At 41.9% G+C, this 20,439-nt stretch carries 14 protein-coding genes; 13 read left to right on the forward strand and 1 reads right to left on the reverse strand.

The features are described 5' to 3' along the window. The 5 genes from ABIB39_RS09565 (at nt 1) to ABIB39_RS09585 (ending at nt 3,490) form a co-directional block, all read left to right on the forward strand. Nucleotides 1–291: a hypothetical protein gene (locus ABIB39_RS09565; RefSeq protein ID WP_252756349.1), complete on the forward strand. Its 291-nt coding sequence runs from the start codon at nt 1–3 to the stop codon at nt 289–291. Between the two features lie 21 nt (nt 292–312). Continuing rightward, nucleotides 313–606, forward strand: coding sequence for a cell division protein ZapA (locus ABIB39_RS09570; protein ID WP_121246295.1), 294 nt, complete (start codon nt 313–315; stop codon nt 604–606). Nucleotides 607–831: 225 nt separating this feature from the next. Beyond that, nucleotides 832–2,397 (forward strand): ribonuclease Y, encoded by a 1,566-nt coding sequence (gene rny, locus ABIB39_RS09575; protein ID WP_354429395.1) that lies wholly within the window; start codon nt 832–834, stop codon nt 2,395–2,397. 55 nt (nt 2,398–2,452) lie between these two features. After that, nucleotides 2,453–2,989: an Mpo1-like protein gene (locus ABIB39_RS09580; RefSeq protein WP_354429397.1), complete on the forward strand. Its 537-nt coding sequence runs from the start codon at nt 2,453–2,455 to the stop codon at nt 2,987–2,989. Between the two features lie 9 nt (nt 2,990–2,998). After that, nucleotides 2,999–3,490, forward strand: coding sequence for a hypothetical protein (locus tag ABIB39_RS09585; RefSeq protein WP_354429399.1), 492 nt, complete (start codon nt 2,999–3,001; stop codon nt 3,488–3,490). 189 nt (nt 3,491–3,679) lie between these two features. Here ABIB39_RS09585 and ABIB39_RS09590 read toward each other — a convergent pair whose 3' ends face one another. Continuing rightward, nucleotides 3,680–5,434, reverse strand: a complete 1,755-nt coding sequence (locus ABIB39_RS09590) for a bifunctional lysophospholipid acyltransferase family protein/GNAT family N-acetyltransferase (RefSeq protein WP_354429401.1) — start codon at nt 5,432–5,434, stop codon at nt 3,680–3,682. A gap of 62 nt (nt 5,435–5,496) precedes the next feature. Between ABIB39_RS09590 and ABIB39_RS09595 the strand changes: the two genes are divergently transcribed. The 8 genes from ABIB39_RS09595 (at nt 5,497) to ABIB39_RS09630 (ending at nt 20,439) form a co-directional block, all read left to right on the forward strand. Continuing rightward, a complete protein-coding gene (locus tag ABIB39_RS09595) occupies nt 5,497–6,330 on the forward strand; it encodes a ComEA family DNA-binding protein (protein ID WP_354429403.1) in 834 nt (277 codons plus the stop codon). Then, on the forward strand, nt 6,327–6,854 hold the full coding sequence (locus ABIB39_RS09600; protein WP_354429404.1) for an adenine phosphoribosyltransferase: 528 nt from the start codon (nt 6,327–6,329) through the stop codon (nt 6,852–6,854). Before ABIB39_RS09595 ends, ABIB39_RS09600 begins: the two co-directional genes overlap by 4 nt. A 248-nt stretch (nt 6,855–7,102) precedes the next feature. Next, a complete protein-coding gene (locus ABIB39_RS09605) occupies nt 7,103–9,562 on the forward strand; it encodes a glycoside hydrolase family 31 protein (protein WP_354429406.1) in 2,460 nt (819 codons plus the stop codon). A gap of 124 nt (nt 9,563–9,686) precedes the next feature. Continuing rightward, the gene (locus tag ABIB39_RS09610; protein ID WP_354429408.1) at nt 9,687–10,073 is read left to right on the forward strand and encodes a hypothetical protein; all 387 of its coding nucleotides are present in this window, start codon (nt 9,687–9,689) and stop codon (nt 10,071–10,073) included. 328 nt (nt 10,074–10,401) lie between these two features. After that, on the forward strand, nt 10,402–12,021 hold the full coding sequence (susR, locus tag ABIB39_RS09615; RefSeq protein ID WP_354429410.1) for a SusR family glycan utilization regulator: 1,620 nt from the start codon (nt 10,402–10,404) through the stop codon (nt 12,019–12,021). Nucleotides 12,022–12,474: 453 nt separating this feature from the next. Beyond that, the gene (locus ABIB39_RS09620; protein WP_354429412.1) at nt 12,475–15,450 is read left to right on the forward strand and encodes a SusC/RagA family TonB-linked outer membrane protein; all 2,976 of its coding nucleotides are present in this window, start codon (nt 12,475–12,477) and stop codon (nt 15,448–15,450) included. A 13-nt stretch (nt 15,451–15,463) separates the two neighbouring features. Beyond that, nucleotides 15,464–17,050 (forward strand): RagB/SusD family nutrient uptake outer membrane protein, encoded by a 1,587-nt coding sequence (locus ABIB39_RS09625; protein ID WP_354429414.1) that lies wholly within the window; start codon nt 15,464–15,466, stop codon nt 17,048–17,050. An 89-nt stretch (nt 17,051–17,139) separates the two neighbouring features. After that, on the forward strand, nt 17,140–20,439 hold the full coding sequence (locus ABIB39_RS09630) for a VCBS repeat-containing protein (RefSeq protein WP_354429416.1): 3,300 nt from the start codon (nt 17,140–17,142) through the stop codon (nt 20,437–20,439).

Genomic DNA, 20,439 nt, shown 5'->3' on the forward strand with positions numbered 1-20,439 from the left:
ATGGCCTCAGTAGCAGAACAATTAAGTAAGGTTGTAGAAAAAACAGAGCGGTTAATTGAGCTTTGTGCTGCGTTGCAGGAAGAAAATGACCTGCTTAAACTGGAAAGTGAAGCATTAAATGTGGCTTTAAAAGCCAGTACAAACAAGACCAAGGACCTCGAAGAAAAGCTTCGTGTGTTAAAGCTGGCAAAGTCGTTTTCAGAAACAAATGAGAAAAGTGTTGACATTAAGCAAAAAATTAACGACTTTGTGCAGGAAATAGATAAGTGTATTGTATTGCTGAAGAAGTAATACAGAAAGTGAAAAGCTCAAATGGGAGAAATCTCAATAAAAATAAATATTGCTGACCGCGTTTACCCTTTAAAGGTGAACATGGAGGAAGAGGAAATTATAAGACGAGCAGCTAAGCTGATCAACGACCGTATAAAAGAATACCAGGAAAATTACGCGGTTAGGGATAAACAGGATCTGTTATCGATGTGTGTGCTGCATTATGCAACATCGTCGTTAAAGGCAGATAAAAAAGTTACTACGGATGATACCGAGGTAGCAGAAAAGGTTTATCAACTGGATCACTTACTGAACGATTTTTTTTCGAAACAATAACGTTCTTACATATACAGAGCCATATTAAGATTTAACCGCAGTTAAATTTTAAGTTTTCACTATTAAAAACTTAACGCTTCAATATCTTCGGATTACAAAGAGGCATGCGTTGATCGTGTATTTAACGGTAACCCGTGATCCACTCCATCCGACAAGAAGTTTTAACAATACATGATCACTTAGAAGTTTAGTTGCGGTTTTTTTATTTTATAACCTAAATAACCAATGAACATCATATTATACATCATTATTGGGCTGCTCGCGGGCATCCCAACAGGAATTGTCATAGGGCGTTTCCTGCTACGTAAACTCTTTAAAGACCAGGAAGTAAACGCCCAGAACAAGGTTAAAAAGATCTTGAAAGATGCTGAGAACAACGCCGAGATACTGAAAAAGAACCGCCAGCTTGAAGCAAAAGAGAAGTTTTTGCAGATGAAAGCCGAGCACGAGCAGGAAGTAAATGCTAAAAACAACGTATTAAACCAACGCGAGAACGGCATCAAACAAAAAGAGCAGTCTTTTAACCAGAAGCTGGAGAACATGACCCGTAAAGAAACGGAAGTGGACAACGCGCGTAAAAAGCTGGAAACCCAAACCGATATCCTGGTGAAGAAACAGGAAGAAGTGGAGATCCTTAAGAACCAGCACGTACAGCAGCTGGAAACCATTGCCGGTTTATCAGCAGATGAAGCACGTGATCAATTAGTAGATAACCTGCGCGAGGAAGCACGCAGCAAGGCTATGGCACAGATCAAGGATATTGTTGACGAAGCCAAGCTAACCGCTAACAAAGAGGCTAAAAAGATAGTTATTCAAACCATCCAGCGTACCGCTACAGAGAGCGCTATCGAGAATACGGTATCTATCTTCAACATCGAGAACGACGAGATCAAAGGTCGTATAATCGGTCGTGAAGGTCGTAACATCCGTGCGCTGGAAGCAGCAACCGGTATCGAAATTATTGTGGATGATACCCCCGAGGCAATTATTCTGTCAGGTTTCGACCCAGTCCGCCGCGAGATAGCCCGTCTGGCAATGCACCGCCTGGTAACGGACGGACGCATCCACCCGGCACGTATAGAAGAGGTTGTTGCCAAAACTAAAAAGCAAATAGAGGAAGAGATTGTTGAGATAGGCGAGCGTACCGTTATCGATCTGGGTATAACCGGGCTTCACCCCGAGCTGATCAGGATGGTAGGGCGGATGCGTTACCGCTCGTCATACGGGCAAAACCTGTTACAGCACTCGCGCGAGGTAGCCAACTTCTGTGCTACAATGGCAGCAGAGTTAGGCTTAAACGTAAAACTCGCTAAACGCGCGGGCTTATTGCACGATATTGGTAAAGTACCTGATGACAACCCCGAATTGCCACACGCTATTTTGGGTATGCAGCTTGCCGAAAAATATAAGGAACATCCTGAAGTGTGTAACGCCATTGGCGCCCACCACGATGAGGTGGAAATGACATCCATGCTATCGCCAATAATACAGGTTTGTGACGCTATATCAGGCGCAAGGCCGGGCGCAAGGCGCGAAGTGGTAGAAGGTTATATCAAGCGCTTAAAAGAGCTTGAGGAACTTGCATTATCATACCCCGGTGTAGAAAAAACATTTGCTATACAGGCAGGCCGTGAGTTACGTGTTGTGGTAGAAAGCGAAAAGATCAGTGATGCACAATCAGAGATCCTGGCAGCAGATATATCAAACCGCATCCAAACAGAAATGACCTACCCTGGTCAAATAAAGGTGACCGTTATAAGGGAAACCCGTTCGGTAGCGTTTGCCAAGTAATTAATAATAAGCTTATATAAGCCCTCTCTCACATAGGAGAGGGCTTTTTTGTTTTATGGGAAAGCAACATCCAAACACTAAAACCCCGCTTGTTAAACAGGCAGACCAACGCAAGATAGACGTTTATTTTAAGCGTTTAGATGCCAGCCATCAAAACCCAACAAACCAGCTGATGCATTATTTTTTTGTACCACTGATGGTGCTGGGCATATTGGGCATGGCATGGGCTATCCCTTTCCCGCATATTAGTTTTATAGGCAAATACAACGGTTATTTCAACTGGGCGTCGTTCATCATCGCGTTCGGTATTTATTACTATTTAAAATTATCGCCGTTGTTGTCGTACTTCGCGCTGTTCTTATTCTTTGGTTTAAGCTACGGCATTATGCAGCTGGAAGTTTATGAAAAAACAGGCGGTGCAGAACTAAGTGTACTAAGCGTAGCTATCCTGATGATCTCCCTTGCGGGCCAGTATATCGGTGGCAAAATAGAAGGTAACGAGCAATCTTTTAATGACGACACCAAGCTGGCGCACATAACCCCGCTATGGGTGTTTTACAAGCTTACCCAAAGGTTTGGATTGAGGTATTAAGATGTAAATATGAAACGTTCGATATTCTATTTTGAAAAATTTAGGCCTTGGGATATTTGGACGATAGTAATTTACGCTACTATTAGTTTTTATGTTTTTTTCAACCTCGATAAAAACATATTATCATTTTATGCCAATGTAACATGCCTTTTTATATATCTCTTTAATTATAAGTCGTTAAGAAACTTATCAGTTTACCTGGTTTGGTTAATTTTTGGGATCTATCAATTTTGCGCTTATCTCTATTTAAGAAATGATGATTCATTAATAATGAAACAAGGCGGTAACGCTGCATCAGGTTTGCGAAATGTAATTATATCGATTGTGTTATTTCAAGTGCTAAGAATTTTAAGTCTTAACATTCAAAATCAGGAACTCGTCGCTCCGACTCGTGGAGGTGTAACTGATGTTTTTGGAGAAAGGCCTCTTACTTCGGTAGATTATGTATTCTTTTTGATTTATATGGGATGTTTTTTGGGCTTGATTTTTTTGAGAGGGTAATAATCATACCGTTCATTGCGCTCTGCTTTAGCTGACGGAATGTGAGATTGATGGGCATGGCTTCAGCCAACGGCAATGATTGATTGTCCGCTTTTTGTCCCCATGGAAACAGTACTAAGAAACGGACGGACGGCCAAAATTAAATGGACAAATCAAAATCCAATAATCGCTAAAGTTGTTCAATCCCGGTTACAGGTTCTTCCCTAATTTCTCCAGAATATCCTGCGGTACTTTCTCAAGGTCTAATACCAGAAAACCATCCAGGCAATCGGCAAACTTAGGGTCGATGTTAAAGCTGATGATATTGGCGTTTAGCATCAGGTACTGGCGAAGCAGCACAGGAACTTTCATGTTATGCGTTTCCACTTCCGATATCAGGTTATCCAGGCCCTTAAAACTATCACCTGCCGACATCAACAGGTCGGTATCGATATTCTCAAAATTCACCTTAAACTTTTTGCGCGGTTTAACATACTGCGCCATCTCGTGATCGAAATGGTTGCGGTTAATGTAATCCACAATAAGCGATTTGCTGAACTGCGAGAACGAATTGCTGATGCTCACCGGGCCAATAAGGTACCGGTAGCGAGGATTATCTATCACAAACTTCAGGATGCCTTTCCAAAGGAGGAACAGGGGTAAGGGTTTCAATTGGTATTCCTTACGGATCCACGAGCGGCCAAGCTCAAGGCTTTTCTTAAGCACGGGCGTAAATTGTTCTTTTATCTTAAATAGCTCGTTTATGTAAAAGCCTTTTTTACCAACGCCATAAAATATCTCGTCGCCAAGGCCTATGCGGTAGGCGCCTACAATGCGTTTAGCCTCAGTATCCCATATGAAGAGGTGATGGTAATAAATGTCGTATTCGTCAAGGTCGGTAGCTTTGTTGGTACCCTCACCAACCTCGCGGAAGGTTATTTCGCGCAGGCGGCCTATCTCGCGTATCACCGTCGGGATCTGCGATGTAGGGGTGATGTAAACTTCGTAGTACTTCTCCGTCCAAACTTTGTAATCTTCGCGCAGCCCATCAATTTCTTTCTCCAGCTTAACCGACGATGTTTCGGGTACTATAGCCTCGGGCAGTTTCTTTATTTTGAACAGGTTGCGCGGGCTAAATAGTTTTTTTTCTTCATCCAACCCTGCACCAAGGGCATAGGTTTTGGCACGAAGAAAGTTGAGGATCTTTGCGCTGTTGGTATTATCGGGGATATCCTCGATTTTAATAGGTTTGCCAATGCGAAGTTTAATGGTTTGCCCTTGTTTGTTAAATAGCTCTGATGGTAGCTTAGCCGTGCGCAGGGCGGGGTGTATCATGCTCAGCAGGTTGAATAACAATCCATTGTTGCCATGGAAATAAATTGGCACTACAGGCACTTTGGCTTTGGCTATGATCTTACCCACAACAGGGTGCCAAAGGCGGTCAGTTATCTCCCGTTTTTCCAGCTTAAAAGTAGATACCTCCCCGGCAGGGAAAATACCGATAGGCGTGCCGTTATTGAGCAGTGCGAGTGTATTCTTTAATCCGCTGATACTGGATGAATGCTCCACATTCTCGAACGGGTTTACAGCAATAAAGTAATCGCTTAGGTTAGGGATCTTCTTCAACAAGAAGTTCGCCATTAACTTGGCATCAGGCCTTGCCATGGTCAGGATCTTCAATAATATCAAACCTTCTATTCCACCGTAGGGGTGGTTTGCTATCGCGATGAAAGCGCCATCTTTTGGGATATGCCTCAGTTCACGCTCATTAAATTCTATTTCTATACCACAGCCTTTTAAAATGGCATCCACAAACTCGGGGCCTTGTTTAGGCTGGGCTTGCGCGAAAAGGTCGTTCACCTGGTTAATTTTCATCAGCTCCATTAACATAGATGCTAACCCGGGCATTTTTAAGGTGTCCAGTTTGGTGGCTTTGGCAAACTCTTCGGTGGTTATAATTTTCATGCTGTAATTAACACAATAAAAGTCTCAGAAATTATTAATTTAACGGCTTTGTAACCATCATAATGAAAACGCAGTTCAAAAATTACATATCCTTTACCAAAAAAGAATGGAACGGTATGGTTGTGCTGCTGTTATTGATCGCCGTTGTGCTGGCTGCGCCATACGTTTATCAATGGTATCACAAAGATAGTACAATAAATGTTACTGAGTTTAATGCCGATCTTGCAGCGTTAAATCACGCCAATCCGCGACATTTAAACGACTCTAAATCACCAGAAAACGACCTGTTTAAGTTCGATCCTAACACAATTTCAGCAGGTGACTGGCAACGGCTGGGCATCACCGCGAAACAGGCCGCTATCATCAAAAATTACACAACAAAAGGCGGCAGGTTCCGCAAGGCCGAGGATTTACAAAAGATCTATGGCTTAACTAAGGTAGACTACGCTCGCCTCGCACCATTCATTGTCATCCCGAATGAAAAAGCACAGCCCAATGTTGTATTGGAACTGAATTCGGCAGATTCTGCAAAGTTAACCACCATTAATGGGATAGGAGGGGCGTATGCTAAACGAATCATTTACTATCGCGAGCGGCTTGGCGGTTTCATCACCAAAGAACAACTAAAAGAAGTATTTGGGATGGATAACCTGAAATACGACGAGATAAAAGGGCAGGTAAGGGTTGATGCCGCCCGCATCCGTAAGATAAATATCAACACCATTTCTTTTGACAAGCTAAGGCTTATGCCATACTTAAGCTACAAGCAAGTGAATGCCATAATTGAATACCGAAACCAGCACGGCAATTACACCTCTATCAACGATTTGGCGAACATTGCCATTATAGATGCCAATATTTTGCGTAAAATTGAACCTTATATAATTTATAAATGATAGAGCAGCAGATCAAGACGGCTATCCGCGATATTCATAATTTCCCAAAACCGGGTATCATCTTTAAAGACATCACCCCGATACTGAAAGACCCGGAGCTTTGTACTAAAATAAACGATGCCTTTTTAGAGCAGATAAAAGATACGCAGATAGATGCCATTGCAGGGGTAGAAAGCCGCGGGTTTTTGTTCGGCCTGTCACTGGCCACTAAACTGGGTGTGCCTTTTATACCCGTTCGTAAAGCGGGCAAACTGCCGCATACGGTTAACCAAAAGGTTTACGAATTGGAGTACGGCACAGCCACTATAGAAATCCACACCGACGCCTTTAGCCCGGGAGATCGCATCCTTATCCACGACGACCTGCTGGCAACCGGCGGCACCGTAACCGCCACCAGTGAATTGATCCAGGACATGGGCGGCATAGTTGCAGGCTTTAGTTTTGTTGTAGGTTTAAGCTTTTTAAAAGGCGTGGAAAAAATACGCCCTATTAGCGATAACATCATCATATTGGCAGATTATTGATCTCCTGGCTTATGCAGGCGTTAATATTTAGCCTTATATTTTTAGCCATTCAAACCTTCCAAAACCCTCTAATTTTAATAGTTAGGGGGTTTTTAGTTTATAAAATATTTACGCCGATCTATATTAAGATGCAGCGTGGTAAATCTGTTTTAATTTCAGCAAATAATCCGGTGTAGGTACCAATACTTCACCGGTATTAAACAAGCCTAAGCTGTTTAATAAACCTTTGCTAAACCGTTCGATAAAACATGAAATTAAATCGTTGCATTGCCCTTGCCATAATTTTTACGGCTTGTGCCCAATTCTTATTTGCCCAAAGCCCTATAAAGCAGGTTGGCAACGTAACCGCCGTGACCGTAAACAACCAGGATGTGGACATCGCTACCGAAAATGCTTTTGTAAAGCTTACCGTGTACAGCCCTAATATTATAAGGGTGCGTATGGATAAGCAAAAACTGTCGGCAGATTTTTCTTACGCGGTAATTAGCGAACCCACAAAAACCAAGGTAAACATTACCCAGAATAACGACGAGATAAACCTTACCACCGACTCGTTAAAGGTTAACATCCGCAAAAATCCTTATCAGGTAACCTTCACCACACTTGCGGGCGAGGTAATTAACCAGGATGAAGCAGGTTTAACCACCTCATGGGTAAACGAATCCGTTACAACCTACAAGCACATGCAGGATAACGAGCACTTTATAGGCCTTGGTGAAAAAACCGGTCCGCTGGATAGGAAAGGAAATGCTTACACGCACTGGAATAGCGATACTTACGCTTACACAACGGGGCAGGATCCTATTTACTCCACTATTCCATTTTATATAGGGGTGCACCATAATGTGCAGTACGGGATCTTTTTTGATAACACCTGGCAATCTGATTTTAACTTCGGCGCCAGCAATAACAGGTTCTCATCATTTGGTGCCAAAGGTGGGGAGATGAACTACTACTTTGTTTACAACAGCCACATTGCGGATATAATCAAATCGTACACATCGCTTACAGGTTTAATGAAGATGCCACCGCTTTGGAGCCTTGGCTACCAGCAAAACCGTTACAGCTATTACCCCGAGGCCGAAGTAATGCGCATTGCCGAAACCCTGCGCGAGAAAAAGATCCCGGCAGATGGTATTACATTGGACATCCATTACATGGATAAATACAAGGTGTTTACCTGGGATGCCAACCGTTTCCCCAATCCGGCTGCCATGATCAAAAAGCTAAACAATACCGGCTTTAAGGTTACTTTAATTGTTGACCCTGGAATTAAAGAGGAAAAGGGCTACGGCGTTTATGAGCGTGGACTTAAAGAAGATATTTTTGCCAAGTACCCCGATGGTAGCAACTACACAGGCCAGGTTTGGCCCGGCTGGTGTAACTTCCCCGATTTTACAAACCCTAAAGGCCGCGCATGGTGGGGCAGCGAACTGAAGAAATATGCTGCCGAAGGCGTAAGCGGAATTTGGAACGACATGAACGAGTTTAGCACCTGGGGCCAAAAAGCGCCGGATAACATAATGTTCAATTACGAAGGTAAAATGGCGTCGCACCCACAAATCCATAACGTGTATGGTTTGGAAATGATCCGTGCGAGTTATGAGGGTTTTAAGGCGGCGCGTGATAACAAGCGCCCGTTCATATTAACCCGTTCCGGCTATGCAGGTTTGCAACGGTACGCCGCCATTTGGACCGGTGACAACCGCGCCGAGAACGACCATATGCTGTTAGGCGTAAGATTAATGAACAGCCTTGGTTTAAGCGGCGTTCCATTTGCCGGTATGGATATCGGCGGTTTTACAGGCGGTGCATCACCATCATTATACGCCCGCTGGATGCAGATCGGCGCATTTAACCCGTACATGCGTAACCACTCGGGTATCAACTCAAAAGCATCAGAGCCCTGGGCCTACGGCGAGGAGGTGTTAGAGATAACCCGTAACTATATTAACCTGCGTTACCGTTTACTGCCATACCTGTATTCGAGCTTTTACGATGCTACCCAAAGCGGCAGCCCAATTATGCGCTCGCTTACAATAGATTATACGCATGATGAGAACGTGTACAACGGCCAGTACGAAAACCAATACATGTTTGGTAAATCGTTTCTGGTGTTTCCGTTTGATGGGGTAACCAACTATGGTAAACTTTACTTCCCGGCAGGTAAATGGTACAATCTTTACAACGGCCAGGTGCAGCAGGGGAACCAAAAAGTGGCGATGGACCTGGGCATTTCTCAATTACCTGTTTATGTAAAAGAGAGTAGCATTATTCCAATGCAATCGCAGATCCAAACCACGGTTGAAAAACCTACAGACACCCTTTATGTACACGTTTACAAAGGCGATGTAAATAACGGGTTTGTTTATTACGAAGACGACGGCGAAACCTTTAACTATGAAAAAGGCGAATTTTACAAACGCACCATCACTTATGATGCAGGTAAGAAAACCATCTCGTTTGCCAAAGTGGAAGGCTCCGGTAAATCTAAATTCAATAACATCAAATTGGTAATGCATGGTTTTGGCGATGGCGCTGCCATAAAACTAAACGGTAAGCAAAACAAGGCCGAAACCAGCTTTGAAGCGCTGATGGTTCCCATATCAAGATTTGACCCGACAGGTTTATCAAACCCTGTTGAAGGAGAAAAGGTAAAAACTTTACTGGTTAAAAACATAAGCGACCAGTTTAGCGTAAGCTATTAATTCTTAAAAGTTAATATTCAAGAGCATTTGACAATTGTTAAGAAATACTATTGTTTATAATGCAATATTTAATAATTAGTTTAATTATATTTACATATACATTAACCAATTAAATCTAATTATTATGAAAAAGAATTTTTTAGCTCTTGTTGTAATGTTATGCGGTTTAATGAGCATGGCAAATGCTCAAAGTTTAGCAGTTAATGCTAAAGCAAACCCGGGTTTAAATGTTTCTAAAGTTGTAAAAACCGAGGTTGCCCAACAAACGGATGTAACCACGGCTGCAAACACCGAGGCTAGAGCCGCTGTGAAAACAGGTACAGCAGCCCCAACGGCGTGTTATAACCACACGTTATCGGCAAACCAGGGTTTTAGTACAACCTACCAATGGACAGATTGCAGCGGCGTAGTACGCCAGCAGCATATTGAAAAGGGAGGGTCAACAACCGTTTGCGCCCAGGAAGGTACCGTTAGCGGTGGCCCGTGGACCAAAAATGGCCCTTGTCAGTAACCATTGTTAATAGTTTAAAGTCGCCGTATTAATAATGGGTTTTACGGAGTGCCATTTAAATAATTATCACTTAAGTAGCCAGCCTGTAGTTTATTAATAAACTACAGGCTTTTTTGTTATCGTTTTAACAAAAATGGATGATATGTCAAAAAAATGGCTGATTATTACTAATATTACGTTTAAGGAGAATTACCAGTTAGCTTCTTAAAACTGATCTTATCAGGAACGAATTAAAGATTAAATCATAGCAGATTAAATCCTTTTGCCGGCGATGGAATTTTAAGATTTAGTTTATAGTGTTAACTTTAATTCCCGTTAAGACCCTATTATGAAGTTTTTCCTGAGGTTTTTATTTGCTGTGCTGCTTGCGTATCCGGCCTTGTTGTTTGGCCAGGGTACAGATAGCCTGATAAACGAATTAAAAACAGAGATAGGCAGAAAGAATAGTTACGACGGTAAAAAACAACAGCGTATAGCCCTTCTAAAAAAACAGCAGCAAAACACTTCAAAGCTGAATTATAGCCAGCAATACGACCTCTGTGTAAAACTATATGACGAGTATAAATCGTACCAGTACGATTCTGCTTATGTGTACGTAAATAAGATGAAAGACCTTAGCGTATCTATGAACGATATGTCGAGGGCCTACTATAGCCAAATTAAACTTGGCTTTATCCTGCTATCATCCGGCATGTTTAAAGAAACCTTCGATAGTATGCGCAAGGTGGACCCAAAAGTGCTTACCGATTCTATGAAGGTAGAATACTATTTTATTATGTACCGCTGTAACAGCGACCTGGCCAAATATAATAGCGATAGATACTTTACCCCAGACTATATTAAAGCCGGTTACGCTTACATTGATTCGGCCGTAAATCTGAGTAAACCGGGATCGGTGGACCGTATTTATTATACCGGCTTAAAACATGTTGCCGAAAATGATTTTGCCAGTGGCTCTAATGAGCTTAATAAGCTGATTGCACCAAATGCACCAATATCTATGCATTTACGTGCCATGATCACCTGTTCGTTAGGCATTATTTACCTTAATAGCGATAAACATAGCGAGGGGATAAACTTGCTGATACGATCGGCCATTGCAGATATTAAATCATCTACCAAAGAAACTGTGGCGCTGTTTACCCTTGCCGAGCAACTTTACAAAGCCGGCAATATTAAAGATGCTTACGCTTTTGTACAATTAGCTAAAGAAGACGCCGACTTTTATGGCGCAAGGCAACGCAAGATCCAGATAGGGGCTATTTTACCGTTAGTAGCTGCCGAGGAGTTAAACCACTCCGAAAAAGAAAAGCGTACGATATTGATGTATTTGCTGGCAATAACCGCCCTGGCATCGTTGGTTATCCTGTTTTTGGTTATGATCTACAAGCAATTGGGTAAACTGAAGCACAAGGAGCGCATTATCGAAGATCAAAACCTGCAGTTAAAGGATATTAATCATAAGCTGGGTGAGGATGCGCACATCAAAGAAGAATACATCGGCCAGTTCTTTAAGATCATATCCGGCTACATTTTAAAATTGGAGAAACTTAAGATGTCGGTAGATACAAAACTATCTATTAAAAAGTACGATGATATACGGGTGATCGTGAATGGCATCAATATAAAAAAAGAGCGGGAGGCGCTGTATTACAGCTTCGATCATATTTTCCTGAAGATCTTCCCTAATTTCATATCCGTATTTAATTCGCAGTTTGAAGAGAAAGACCAGATATGGCCGCACGAGCACGAAGTGTTAAATACCGACCTGCGTATATTCGCCCTTATTCGTATGGGTATAAACGATAACGAAACCATAGCCAAGATCTTGGAATATTCGGTAAATACCATATATGTGTACAAAATGCGCATCAAGGCGAAAGCCAAAAACCCCGATCAATTTGAACAGTGTATAATGGACATTAAGGCTGTTGCAATCATAGAATAGTTGGGGTGCTCGATTGTATCATTCATGCTACTTTAAAAACTATATAAGTAACGTTTTGGCTATATATTATAAGAAAAAGGCTTAAAATGGGTTATATTTTCAGGTTAGTTATTGTATTTAACTTGCTGAAAATTAAATAGTTACCTTTTATAAAGTCTATATTTTTTTTCAAATCAATTAAAGTAGTAGGGAATGATGCGGCATACATACATCTTTGTATGGAGGTAAAAAGTTTTAAAGGCCGACCAATCCTTTAATACTACTCCAATAGCTTTAAAAGGCATATTTATAAACCAATATATACTGTACTATTTTATTAGCGTTTTACCGGGCATTAACGTTGCACGGTACCATCAATACCAAATTGTCGCATTTGCGGGCTTGTGTTTTTGATGTAAGAATGAACCATGTACTAAACTTTTATATAACCAATTATCAATTAAACCACAAACTATGCAATTTAAACACTTACTCACATTATGTTTTTTTGCTTTAACCTGTTTCTTTGTTCAGCCGGCCCTGGCTCAAAACAAAGTTATAACCGGTAAGGTAACAGACAAAAAAGACGGCTCAACGCTTATTGGCGTATCGGTAGGCGCTACCGGCGGTGTTGGTACACTAACCAATGTAGATGGTACTTTCAGGCTTTCGGTACCGGCGAGCACAACGTCTTTAAACTTCACCTATATTGGCTACAAAAGCCAAACCGTTCAGCTTAGCGGCCAAACATCTTATAGTGTAACACTTGAATCATCAAGTACAGCTTTAAATGAAGTGGTGGTTTTAGGTTACGGTACCCAAAGGGTAAAAGATGCAACAGGTTCTGTAGCATCTTTAAGTACCAAAGATTTTAATAAAGGAGTTATCTCAACTCCGGAGCAATTGTTACAGGGCCGCATAGCGGGTGTACAGGTTACCCCTGCAAGTGGCGAACCCGGCGCAGGTGCCTCTATCAATATTCGCGGTACAAGCTCTATCCGTGCGGGCAACAACCCTTTATATGTAATTGACGGTGTGCCTTTGGATGCCGGTGGTACATCTGGTGGTTTCGATTCAAACGCAGGTTCATCATCAGCACGTAACCCGTTAGCATTCCTTAACCCTGCCGATATCGAAAACATCTCGGTATTAAAGGATGCGTCATCTGCAGCTATCTACGGTTCGCGTGGTGCTAATGGTGTTATTTTAATTACAACCCGTAAAGGCCGCAAAGGCCAGGGCATCCAATTTGGTGCAAGCACAAGTATTGCAAACGTCGCTAAACGTTACGATCTGTTAAACCGCCAGCAATTCCTTGATGGTGTTGATGCGGTTGGTGCAGTTTCAAGCGCGGTTGATTTTGGAGGTAATACCGATTGGCAAAAAGAGATCTTTCGCCAGGCTGTATCTCAAAACTACAACCTTGCTTTTGGTGGTGGTAACGACAATGGTAACTACCGTGCGTCATTTAGTTATGATGACCAAAATGGTACAGTTAAAACATCAAACTTAAAACGTTTAACAGGGCGCTTAAACGCCTCACAATCGTTTTTTAACAACTTCCTTAAATTAGACCTTAACTTTTTGGCATCAAACGTAAAAAACAGGTATGCGCTTATTACAAATAACGCCGGTTTCCAGGGTAGTTTAATTGGTGCTGCTTTACAGGCTAACCCAACATATCCGGTTTATAACCCGGATGGTTCGTTTTATTCTGTAAATGGTTTTCGTAACCCGGTTGCTTTGTTAAATGGTGTTGATGATAGCGATAATATCAATCGTTACTTAACCAACCTTGCTGCTACATTTAATATTACCAAAAATTTATCATACAAGGCATCGGCTGGTTATGACTATTCGAAAGGTTTAAGAAAAACCTTTTTTGATCCAAAGATACCGGCTTTTACAGATGGATCAAACTACCGGAATTTTAATATTGACCCGGCAACAGGTAATGGCAGGGCTGTTTACCAAGACCAAAAGTTAATGAACTTTACCATTGAACATACCTTAACTTACGATAAGAAATGGGCGGATAACAGTCAATTAACCGTTTTAGGTGGTTATTCATACTATAACTACAAAAACTATGGTGTAAATGAAATAGGTTTTGGTATCCCATCTTCGGGTTATAGTAAAGATATTAACAGTTTTACTAAACATTTGCCTTATCCGACAGGTGATAGTTCTAAAACAGAACTACAATCATTTTTTGGCCGTGCGTTCTATTCTTATAAAGACCGGTTCTTGTTCACAGCAACAGTTCGTACTGATGGATCATCAAGATTTGGTAAAAATAACAAGTACGCTACATTCCCTGCATTATCTGCAAAGTGGAAATTGATGAGCGAAAGCTTTATGCCTAAAAATGGTATATTTAATGACCTTAGCATTCGCCTTAATTACGGTAAAACAGGTAACCAGGAGTTCCCTCCGTATGCGTCGCTTGCAGTTAATCAATTACAATACAACAACTCGCTTGTTACACTTAACCCTGCAAGCCCTAACTTAAAGTGGGAAACTACCGAAGCTTATGGTATAGGTGTTGATTTTGCCATGTTCAACAACAGGTTAACGGGTTCGGTTGATTACTTTAACAAAGGCACAAAAGACCTTTTATTCTTCCAGGATTACGCGCAACCTTCAGCTTTTGCACGCAGGTGGGTTAATTTAGCAGGAACGGTAAAAAACACAGGTGTTGATATGCTCTTAAACTATGCTGCTGTGCAAGGGGGTAAATTTACCTGGGACGTATCTTATAACATGACACTATTAAAAAACAGGATGACTGACTTTGGTAACGCCAACGTAATTACCGGTAACATCGACGGACAAGGCTTATCCGGTGCTTATTCACAGGTAATTACTAATAACGAACCATTGTTCTCTTTCAAAGTGGGTAAATTTACAGGTTTCGACGACCAGGGCTTCAATAAAGACCCTGCTCAAATTGACCAACCAAAAATTGTTGGTAGCGCTATACCTACATTTACTGCAGGTTTAACAAACAACTTTACTTACGGCCAGTTCAACCTTAATATCTTTATTAACGGTTCTACAGGTTTCTATATTTACAACAACACCGCAAACGCTTACTTCTTAAAAGGCAACCTGGTAAGCGGTCGTAATGTAACCAAGGAAGTAGCTGCCAGCCCTGAGAATCCATTAAACTCTGGTGAGGTATCTACCCGTTTTCTTGAAAAGGGCGATTTTGTTCGTTTGTCAAACGTAAGCTTAGGTTATACATTTAAAATGGCTGCAGCCAGCAAGATCAGAACTTTACGATTATCAGTAACAGGCCAAAATTTAGCGCTAATAACCAGCTACAGCGGTCTTGACCCTGAGATCAATACAAACAAAGCAAGAAACGAAGTTCCGTCAAGAGGTATCGATTATACCGCATACCCAAGTTCAAGGATATTTACATTAGGTTTAAACGCAGGTTTCTAAAATCAAAAGATATATGAAAAGATTAAATTATAAAATTGCAGTAGCGGCGTTCGTTCTCGTGGCGGTGTCTGCAAGCTGTACTAAATTAAACGAACAATTATACGGGTCAAAATCAGCGGTAGATCCAAACGCATCGGCTTCTACCTCAGATTTAAATGGCGTTTATGCACAGTTAAACGGCCAAACAAGCCAGGAAAATACTTACGCGCTACAAGAGCACTCAACAGATGAGATGATGGGCCCAACGCGTGGTACGGATTGGGGCGATTTTGGTACGTGGCGTAAACTTCACCAGCATACCTGGGAGCCATCTCACAACCAGGTAAACAATACCTGGGATGAGTTAAACACTGGCGTTTTCAGGGCTACACAGGTTAATGCAAGTGCTACTGATAATTCCATCAAAGCACAGGCGGCTTTTTTAAGGGCATACTTTATGTTTCAGATCATTGATCTTTACGGCCAGGCACCGTTCCGTGATCCGGGTTCATCACCAGATGCTATCCCAAAAGTATTTAGCCGTGCAGAAGGTACCGATTTTATTATCAAAGACCTTGAATTTGCTGAAGCCAACTTAGGTGCATCTGCCGATATTGGTGTTGCCAGCAAAGCAGCAGCGCAAGCGCTATTAGCTAAAGTTTATTTGAACAGGGCCGTTTACACATCAACAGTTGTTGGTGGCCCGTTCACTTTCCCTAAAGCCGATATGGATAAAGTTATTGAGTACGCCAACAAAGTAACAGCGGCAGGTTACACATTAGAGCCGGCCGGTAAATACTTTGACGATTTCGCATGGGATAATACCGAAAAATCTCATGGCAACATCTTTGGTATCTCCAATTCTACAGCGCGTACTGTAGCAAATCCTAACAGCCGTTGGAGGATGCAATCGCACTACAACCAAACAGCTGATGGCTGGAATGGCTTTACCACACTGGCAGATTTCTACAACTCGTTTGATGCAAGTGATGAGCGCAGAGGTGTAGATTACCCCGTTTTAACGCCTTCATTTGGTTTAAGGGCAGGTTTTGCTGTAGGCCAGCAATTCGGTCGCGACCCCAATCATAAAGAAAACCCGGCTATCGTGCCTTTGAAACAGCGCGGTCAGCAGCCATTAATTTTTACACCGCAGGTTAATTTAAACTTCTCTACAGAAGCACAGGGTATTAGGGTATATAAGTACTTGCCACAGCCAATTATTACAGTTGGAAGTGATGGCAGAGCTTTCTTTGACGATTCGCATGCAACTAATGATTACGTAATACTACGTTATGCCGATGTAGTGTTAGAAAAAGCAGAGGCTATTATGCGTGGCGGTACTGATCCAAACGGCCAGGCAGCTGTAACATTGGTAAACGCTATCCGTACGCCACGTGGTGCAGTAGCACTGGGTGCTGTAACAGAAGCAGACATGCTTAAAGAACGCGGCCATGAGCTTTACTGGGAAGGTTGGAGACGTAATGATCTGATCCGTTTTGGTAAGTTTAATGACCCGGTTGATCAGCGTGCAACAGCATCAGATAAAACCCGTACGTTGTTCCCAATTCCACAACGAGCAGTTGATACCAACCCTAACTTAAAACAAAACGCGGGTTATTAATTGTAACGAGTTTCCAATTAGTTATATTTGATTTGATTTTTAAACGTAGCGAAGTAATTCGCTACGTTTGTTTTTTGTGCCTAATACAAATGATCAATAAGAGCTATTATTTAACCATCATTGTTATTTTACTTGGCTTTACAGCGTGCCGTAAAAAGGGCGTTGATAACCCTTTGTTCTCTATACAGGATAACAATAAACTGGGCATCACCTTTATTAATAAGTTAGATGAACAAGACAAAACCAACGTTTTTACATTTCGTAACTATTACAACGGCGGCGGCGTTGCCATTGGCGATATTAATAACGATGGGTTGAATGATATTTATTTAACCTCTAACCAGGGCGGCAACAAATTATACCTTAACAAAGGCAGCTGGAAGTTTGAAGATATAACCGATAAGGCGGGCGTTAAAGGCACTAAATACTGGAGCACCGGTGTTACAATGGTTGATATAAACGGCGATGGCTGGTTGGATATTTACGTATGCCACAGCGGCAATATTATCGACAGGAAGGGCAACGAACTTTTCATCAACCAAAAAAATGGCACTTTTAAAGAGGAGGCCGCAAAATATGGATTAGTTGATAATGGATTATCTACCCAGGCTATTTTTCTGGATATGGATAACGATGGCGATCTGGATTGTTTTATCCTTAACAACTCATTCAGGCCTATTGGCTCGTTCGATTTTAGCCAAAATTTGCGCGCTGTTGTTGATGAGTTGGGTGGCGCACGCCTTTATCGTAACGATGGCGGTCACTTTACCAATATTACCAAGCAAGCGGGCATCTTCTCAAGCGATATTGGTTTTGGTTTAGGTGTTTCGGTTGCCGATATCAACAACGACGGCTACCCGGACATTTATGTATCTAACGATTTTTTTGAACGCGATTACCTGTATATCAATCAAAAGAACGGAACTTTTAAAGAGGACATTCAAAACGAAACAGGCCACTTGAGCCTGGCCTCGATGGGGTCGGACATTGCCGATATAAACAATGATGGCAACCTTGATATTTTTACTACCGAAATGTTGCCCGAGGGCGATAAAAGACTGAAGAAGATGACATCATTTGAATCGTTTGATGTGATCAAACTAAAACAGCACGATGGCTACTTTAACCAGTTTATGCAAAATTGCCTGCAGCTTAATAACGGCGATGGTACTTTTTCTGAAGTGGCATTTAAAGCTGGCGTAAGCGCCACCGACTGGAGTTGGGGAGCACTTTTCTTTGATATGGATAATGATGGCTGGAAGGATATTTTTGTATCAAACGGTATCTACAAAGACCTTACCGACCAGGATTACGTAGAGTTTTTAGGCAACCGCGAGAATATGGATAAGATAGCCGAGAAAAAGAAATTCGACTATAAAGAGTTTTCGAACAACATGAAATCTACTCCGCTAAGCAACTATGCTTATCACAACAATGGCAATCTGACTTTCACTAATCAATCAACCAGTTTTGGCCTTGATGAACCAGGATTTAGCAACGGGGCCGCCTACGGCGATCTTGATGGTGACGGCGACAACGACTTGGTGGTGAATAACGTAAATATGCATTTGTTTATTTACAAAAGCAACGCGGAAAGGCTTCATAATAACTTTATTCAAATTAAGTTACAGGGCGAGGGGCTCAACCGTTTTGGCGTTGGGGCAACTATAAAAGTTTTCTCAAAAAACGCTTCGATGGTTTATTACCAACAGCCAACCCGTGGCTTCGAAAGCAGCACTTCACCAAACCTGCTTACCATAGGCATGGGCAAAATAAAACAGGCCGATTCTATCCAGGTTATTTGGCCGGGCGGTAGGTACCAGGTAGCTAAAAACGTAAAAACCAATAAAGTTTACACTTATAAAATTGCAGATGCTACAGCACAATACAACTTTGCCAAACCCCTAATAAAAACTTTGTTTGTTGATGCGGAAAAAACGCTATTTGATTCGGTACCCACACACAAAGAGGATGGGTTTATCGATTTTGATAACGAGCGATTGATGCTGCAAATGTTATCGACAGAAAACCCGTATATGGCTAAGGGCGATGTTAATAAAGACGGCCTTACCGATTTTTATTTCGGTAGTTCAAAAGATAGCCCGGCAGCAATATACATCCAGCAAAAGAATGGCAGGTTTAAACAAACCATTCCGCCCGATCTGGAAAAACAAAGTTACCTTGAAAACGCCGGTGCTGTATTTGGTGATTTTGACGGCGATGGCGACGAAGACCTTATTATTGGTGTAGGTGGCAACGCAGATGAGGCCGGTACAAATATTTATTACCCGCGCTTTTACGAGAACGACGGGCAAGGCAACTTTCATCGCAACGCGCAAAAGGCTATCCGCGTGCCGGTAAATTCATCGGTAATTACCGCTTGTGACTATGATAAGGACGGCCACCTGGACCTGTTCATTGGTGGGCGCAGTATTCCCGGTACTTATGCGGTATCGCCCAACTCATATGTAATGCATAATGATGGCAAAGGCAACTTTACCAATGTAACCAACGATGTATTAGGCACTGATGTTAAACCCGGTATGGTAACCGCGGCAGAGTGGGCAGATATCGATAATAATGGCTATCCCGATCTTGTGATTGCCGGTAACTGGATGGGCATTAAGATCTTTAAAAACAACAAAGGAAAATTTACACCCGACAGGCAGCTGGATAATTATAAAGGCTGGTGGGGCAGCCTTGCAATTGCCGATATAAATGGTGACGGCAAACCGGATATCATTGCAGGTAACATTGGCTTAAATTCTAAATTTAGCGCAACCAAAGCCCAACCGATGAAGATCTATGTAAAAGATTTTGATGGTAATGGTACTAAGGAATGTGTTACAACAATTTACCGCGAAGGTACCGCTTACGTGTTCCACATGAAGCCGGACCTGGTGGGGCAGATGCCTATCCTAAAAAAACAATATCTAAAATATGCCGACTATGCAGGCAAGCCCTTTACCGAGGTTTTTACACCAGAGATGTTGCAGGGTGCAGAAGAACATGAAATGAATTATCTGTCGTCTGCAGTGTTTATAAACGGAGCGGATAATAAGTTTACCGTAATGGCCTTGCCTTACAACGCCCAGCTATCAAACGTGAGCACCATTTTGTGTGATGATGTTGATAACAGCGGCACTCCATCAATAATACTTGGGGGTAACTTTTATGGCTTTAAACCCGAGGTTGGCCGTTTAGATGCAAGTTATGGCTCAATTTATAAGTACACTAAAAACGGATTTGTTTATGTTTCACCAGCAAAAAGCGGCATGAAATTAAACGGACAAATACGGTCATCATTAATAATAAAGAATATCGCGGGAGAGAAATACTACCTGTTTGGGGTAAATGATGATAAGCTTAAGGCTTACAAACTCCGCTAA

Source organism: Mucilaginibacter sp. UYP27, from assembly GCF_040547175.1.
GTDB lineage: Bacteria > Bacteroidota > Bacteroidia > Sphingobacteriales > Sphingobacteriaceae > Mucilaginibacter.

Excerpts from the sequence above, each read along its gene's own strand:
- ABIB39_RS09600 (WP_354429404.1), top strand. The coding sequence starts at position 6,327 with ATGATAGAGCAGCAGATCAAGACGGCTATCCGCGATATTCATAATTTC.
- ABIB39_RS09610 (WP_354429408.1), top strand. The coding sequence starts at position 9,687 with ATGAAAAAGAATTTTTTAGCTCTTGTTGTAATGTTATGCGGTTTAATG.
- ABIB39_RS09605 (WP_354429406.1), top strand. The coding sequence starts at position 7,103 with ATGAAATTAAATCGTTGCATTGCCCTTGCCATAATTTTTACGGCTTGT.
- ABIB39_RS09580 (WP_354429397.1), top strand. The coding sequence starts at position 2,453 with ATGGGAAAGCAACATCCAAACACTAAAACCCCGCTTGTTAAACAGGCA.
- ABIB39_RS09590 (WP_354429401.1), bottom strand. The coding sequence starts at position 5,434 with ATGAAAATTATAACCACCGAAGAGTTTGCCAAAGCCACCAAACTGGAC.
- ABIB39_RS09570 (WP_121246295.1), top strand. The coding sequence starts at position 313 with ATGGGAGAAATCTCAATAAAAATAAATATTGCTGACCGCGTTTACCCT.
- rny (WP_354429395.1), top strand. The coding sequence starts at position 832 with ATGAACATCATATTATACATCATTATTGGGCTGCTCGCGGGCATCCCA.
- ABIB39_RS09625 (WP_354429414.1), top strand. The coding sequence starts at position 15,464 with ATGAAAAGATTAAATTATAAAATTGCAGTAGCGGCGTTCGTTCTCGTG.
- ABIB39_RS09595 (WP_354429403.1), top strand. The coding sequence starts at position 5,497 with ATGAAAACGCAGTTCAAAAATTACATATCCTTTACCAAAAAAGAATGG.
- susR (WP_354429410.1), top strand. The coding sequence starts at position 10,402 with ATGAAGTTTTTCCTGAGGTTTTTATTTGCTGTGCTGCTTGCGTATCCG.
- ABIB39_RS09620 (WP_354429412.1), top strand. The coding sequence starts at position 12,475 with ATGCAATTTAAACACTTACTCACATTATGTTTTTTTGCTTTAACCTGT.
- ABIB39_RS09630 (WP_354429416.1), top strand. The coding sequence starts at position 17,140 with ATGATCAATAAGAGCTATTATTTAACCATCATTGTTATTTTACTTGGC.
- ABIB39_RS09565 (WP_252756349.1), top strand. The coding sequence starts at position 1 with ATGGCCTCAGTAGCAGAACAATTAAGTAAGGTTGTAGAAAAAACAGAG.
- ABIB39_RS09585 (WP_354429399.1), top strand. The coding sequence starts at position 2,999 with ATGAAACGTTCGATATTCTATTTTGAAAAATTTAGGCCTTGGGATATT.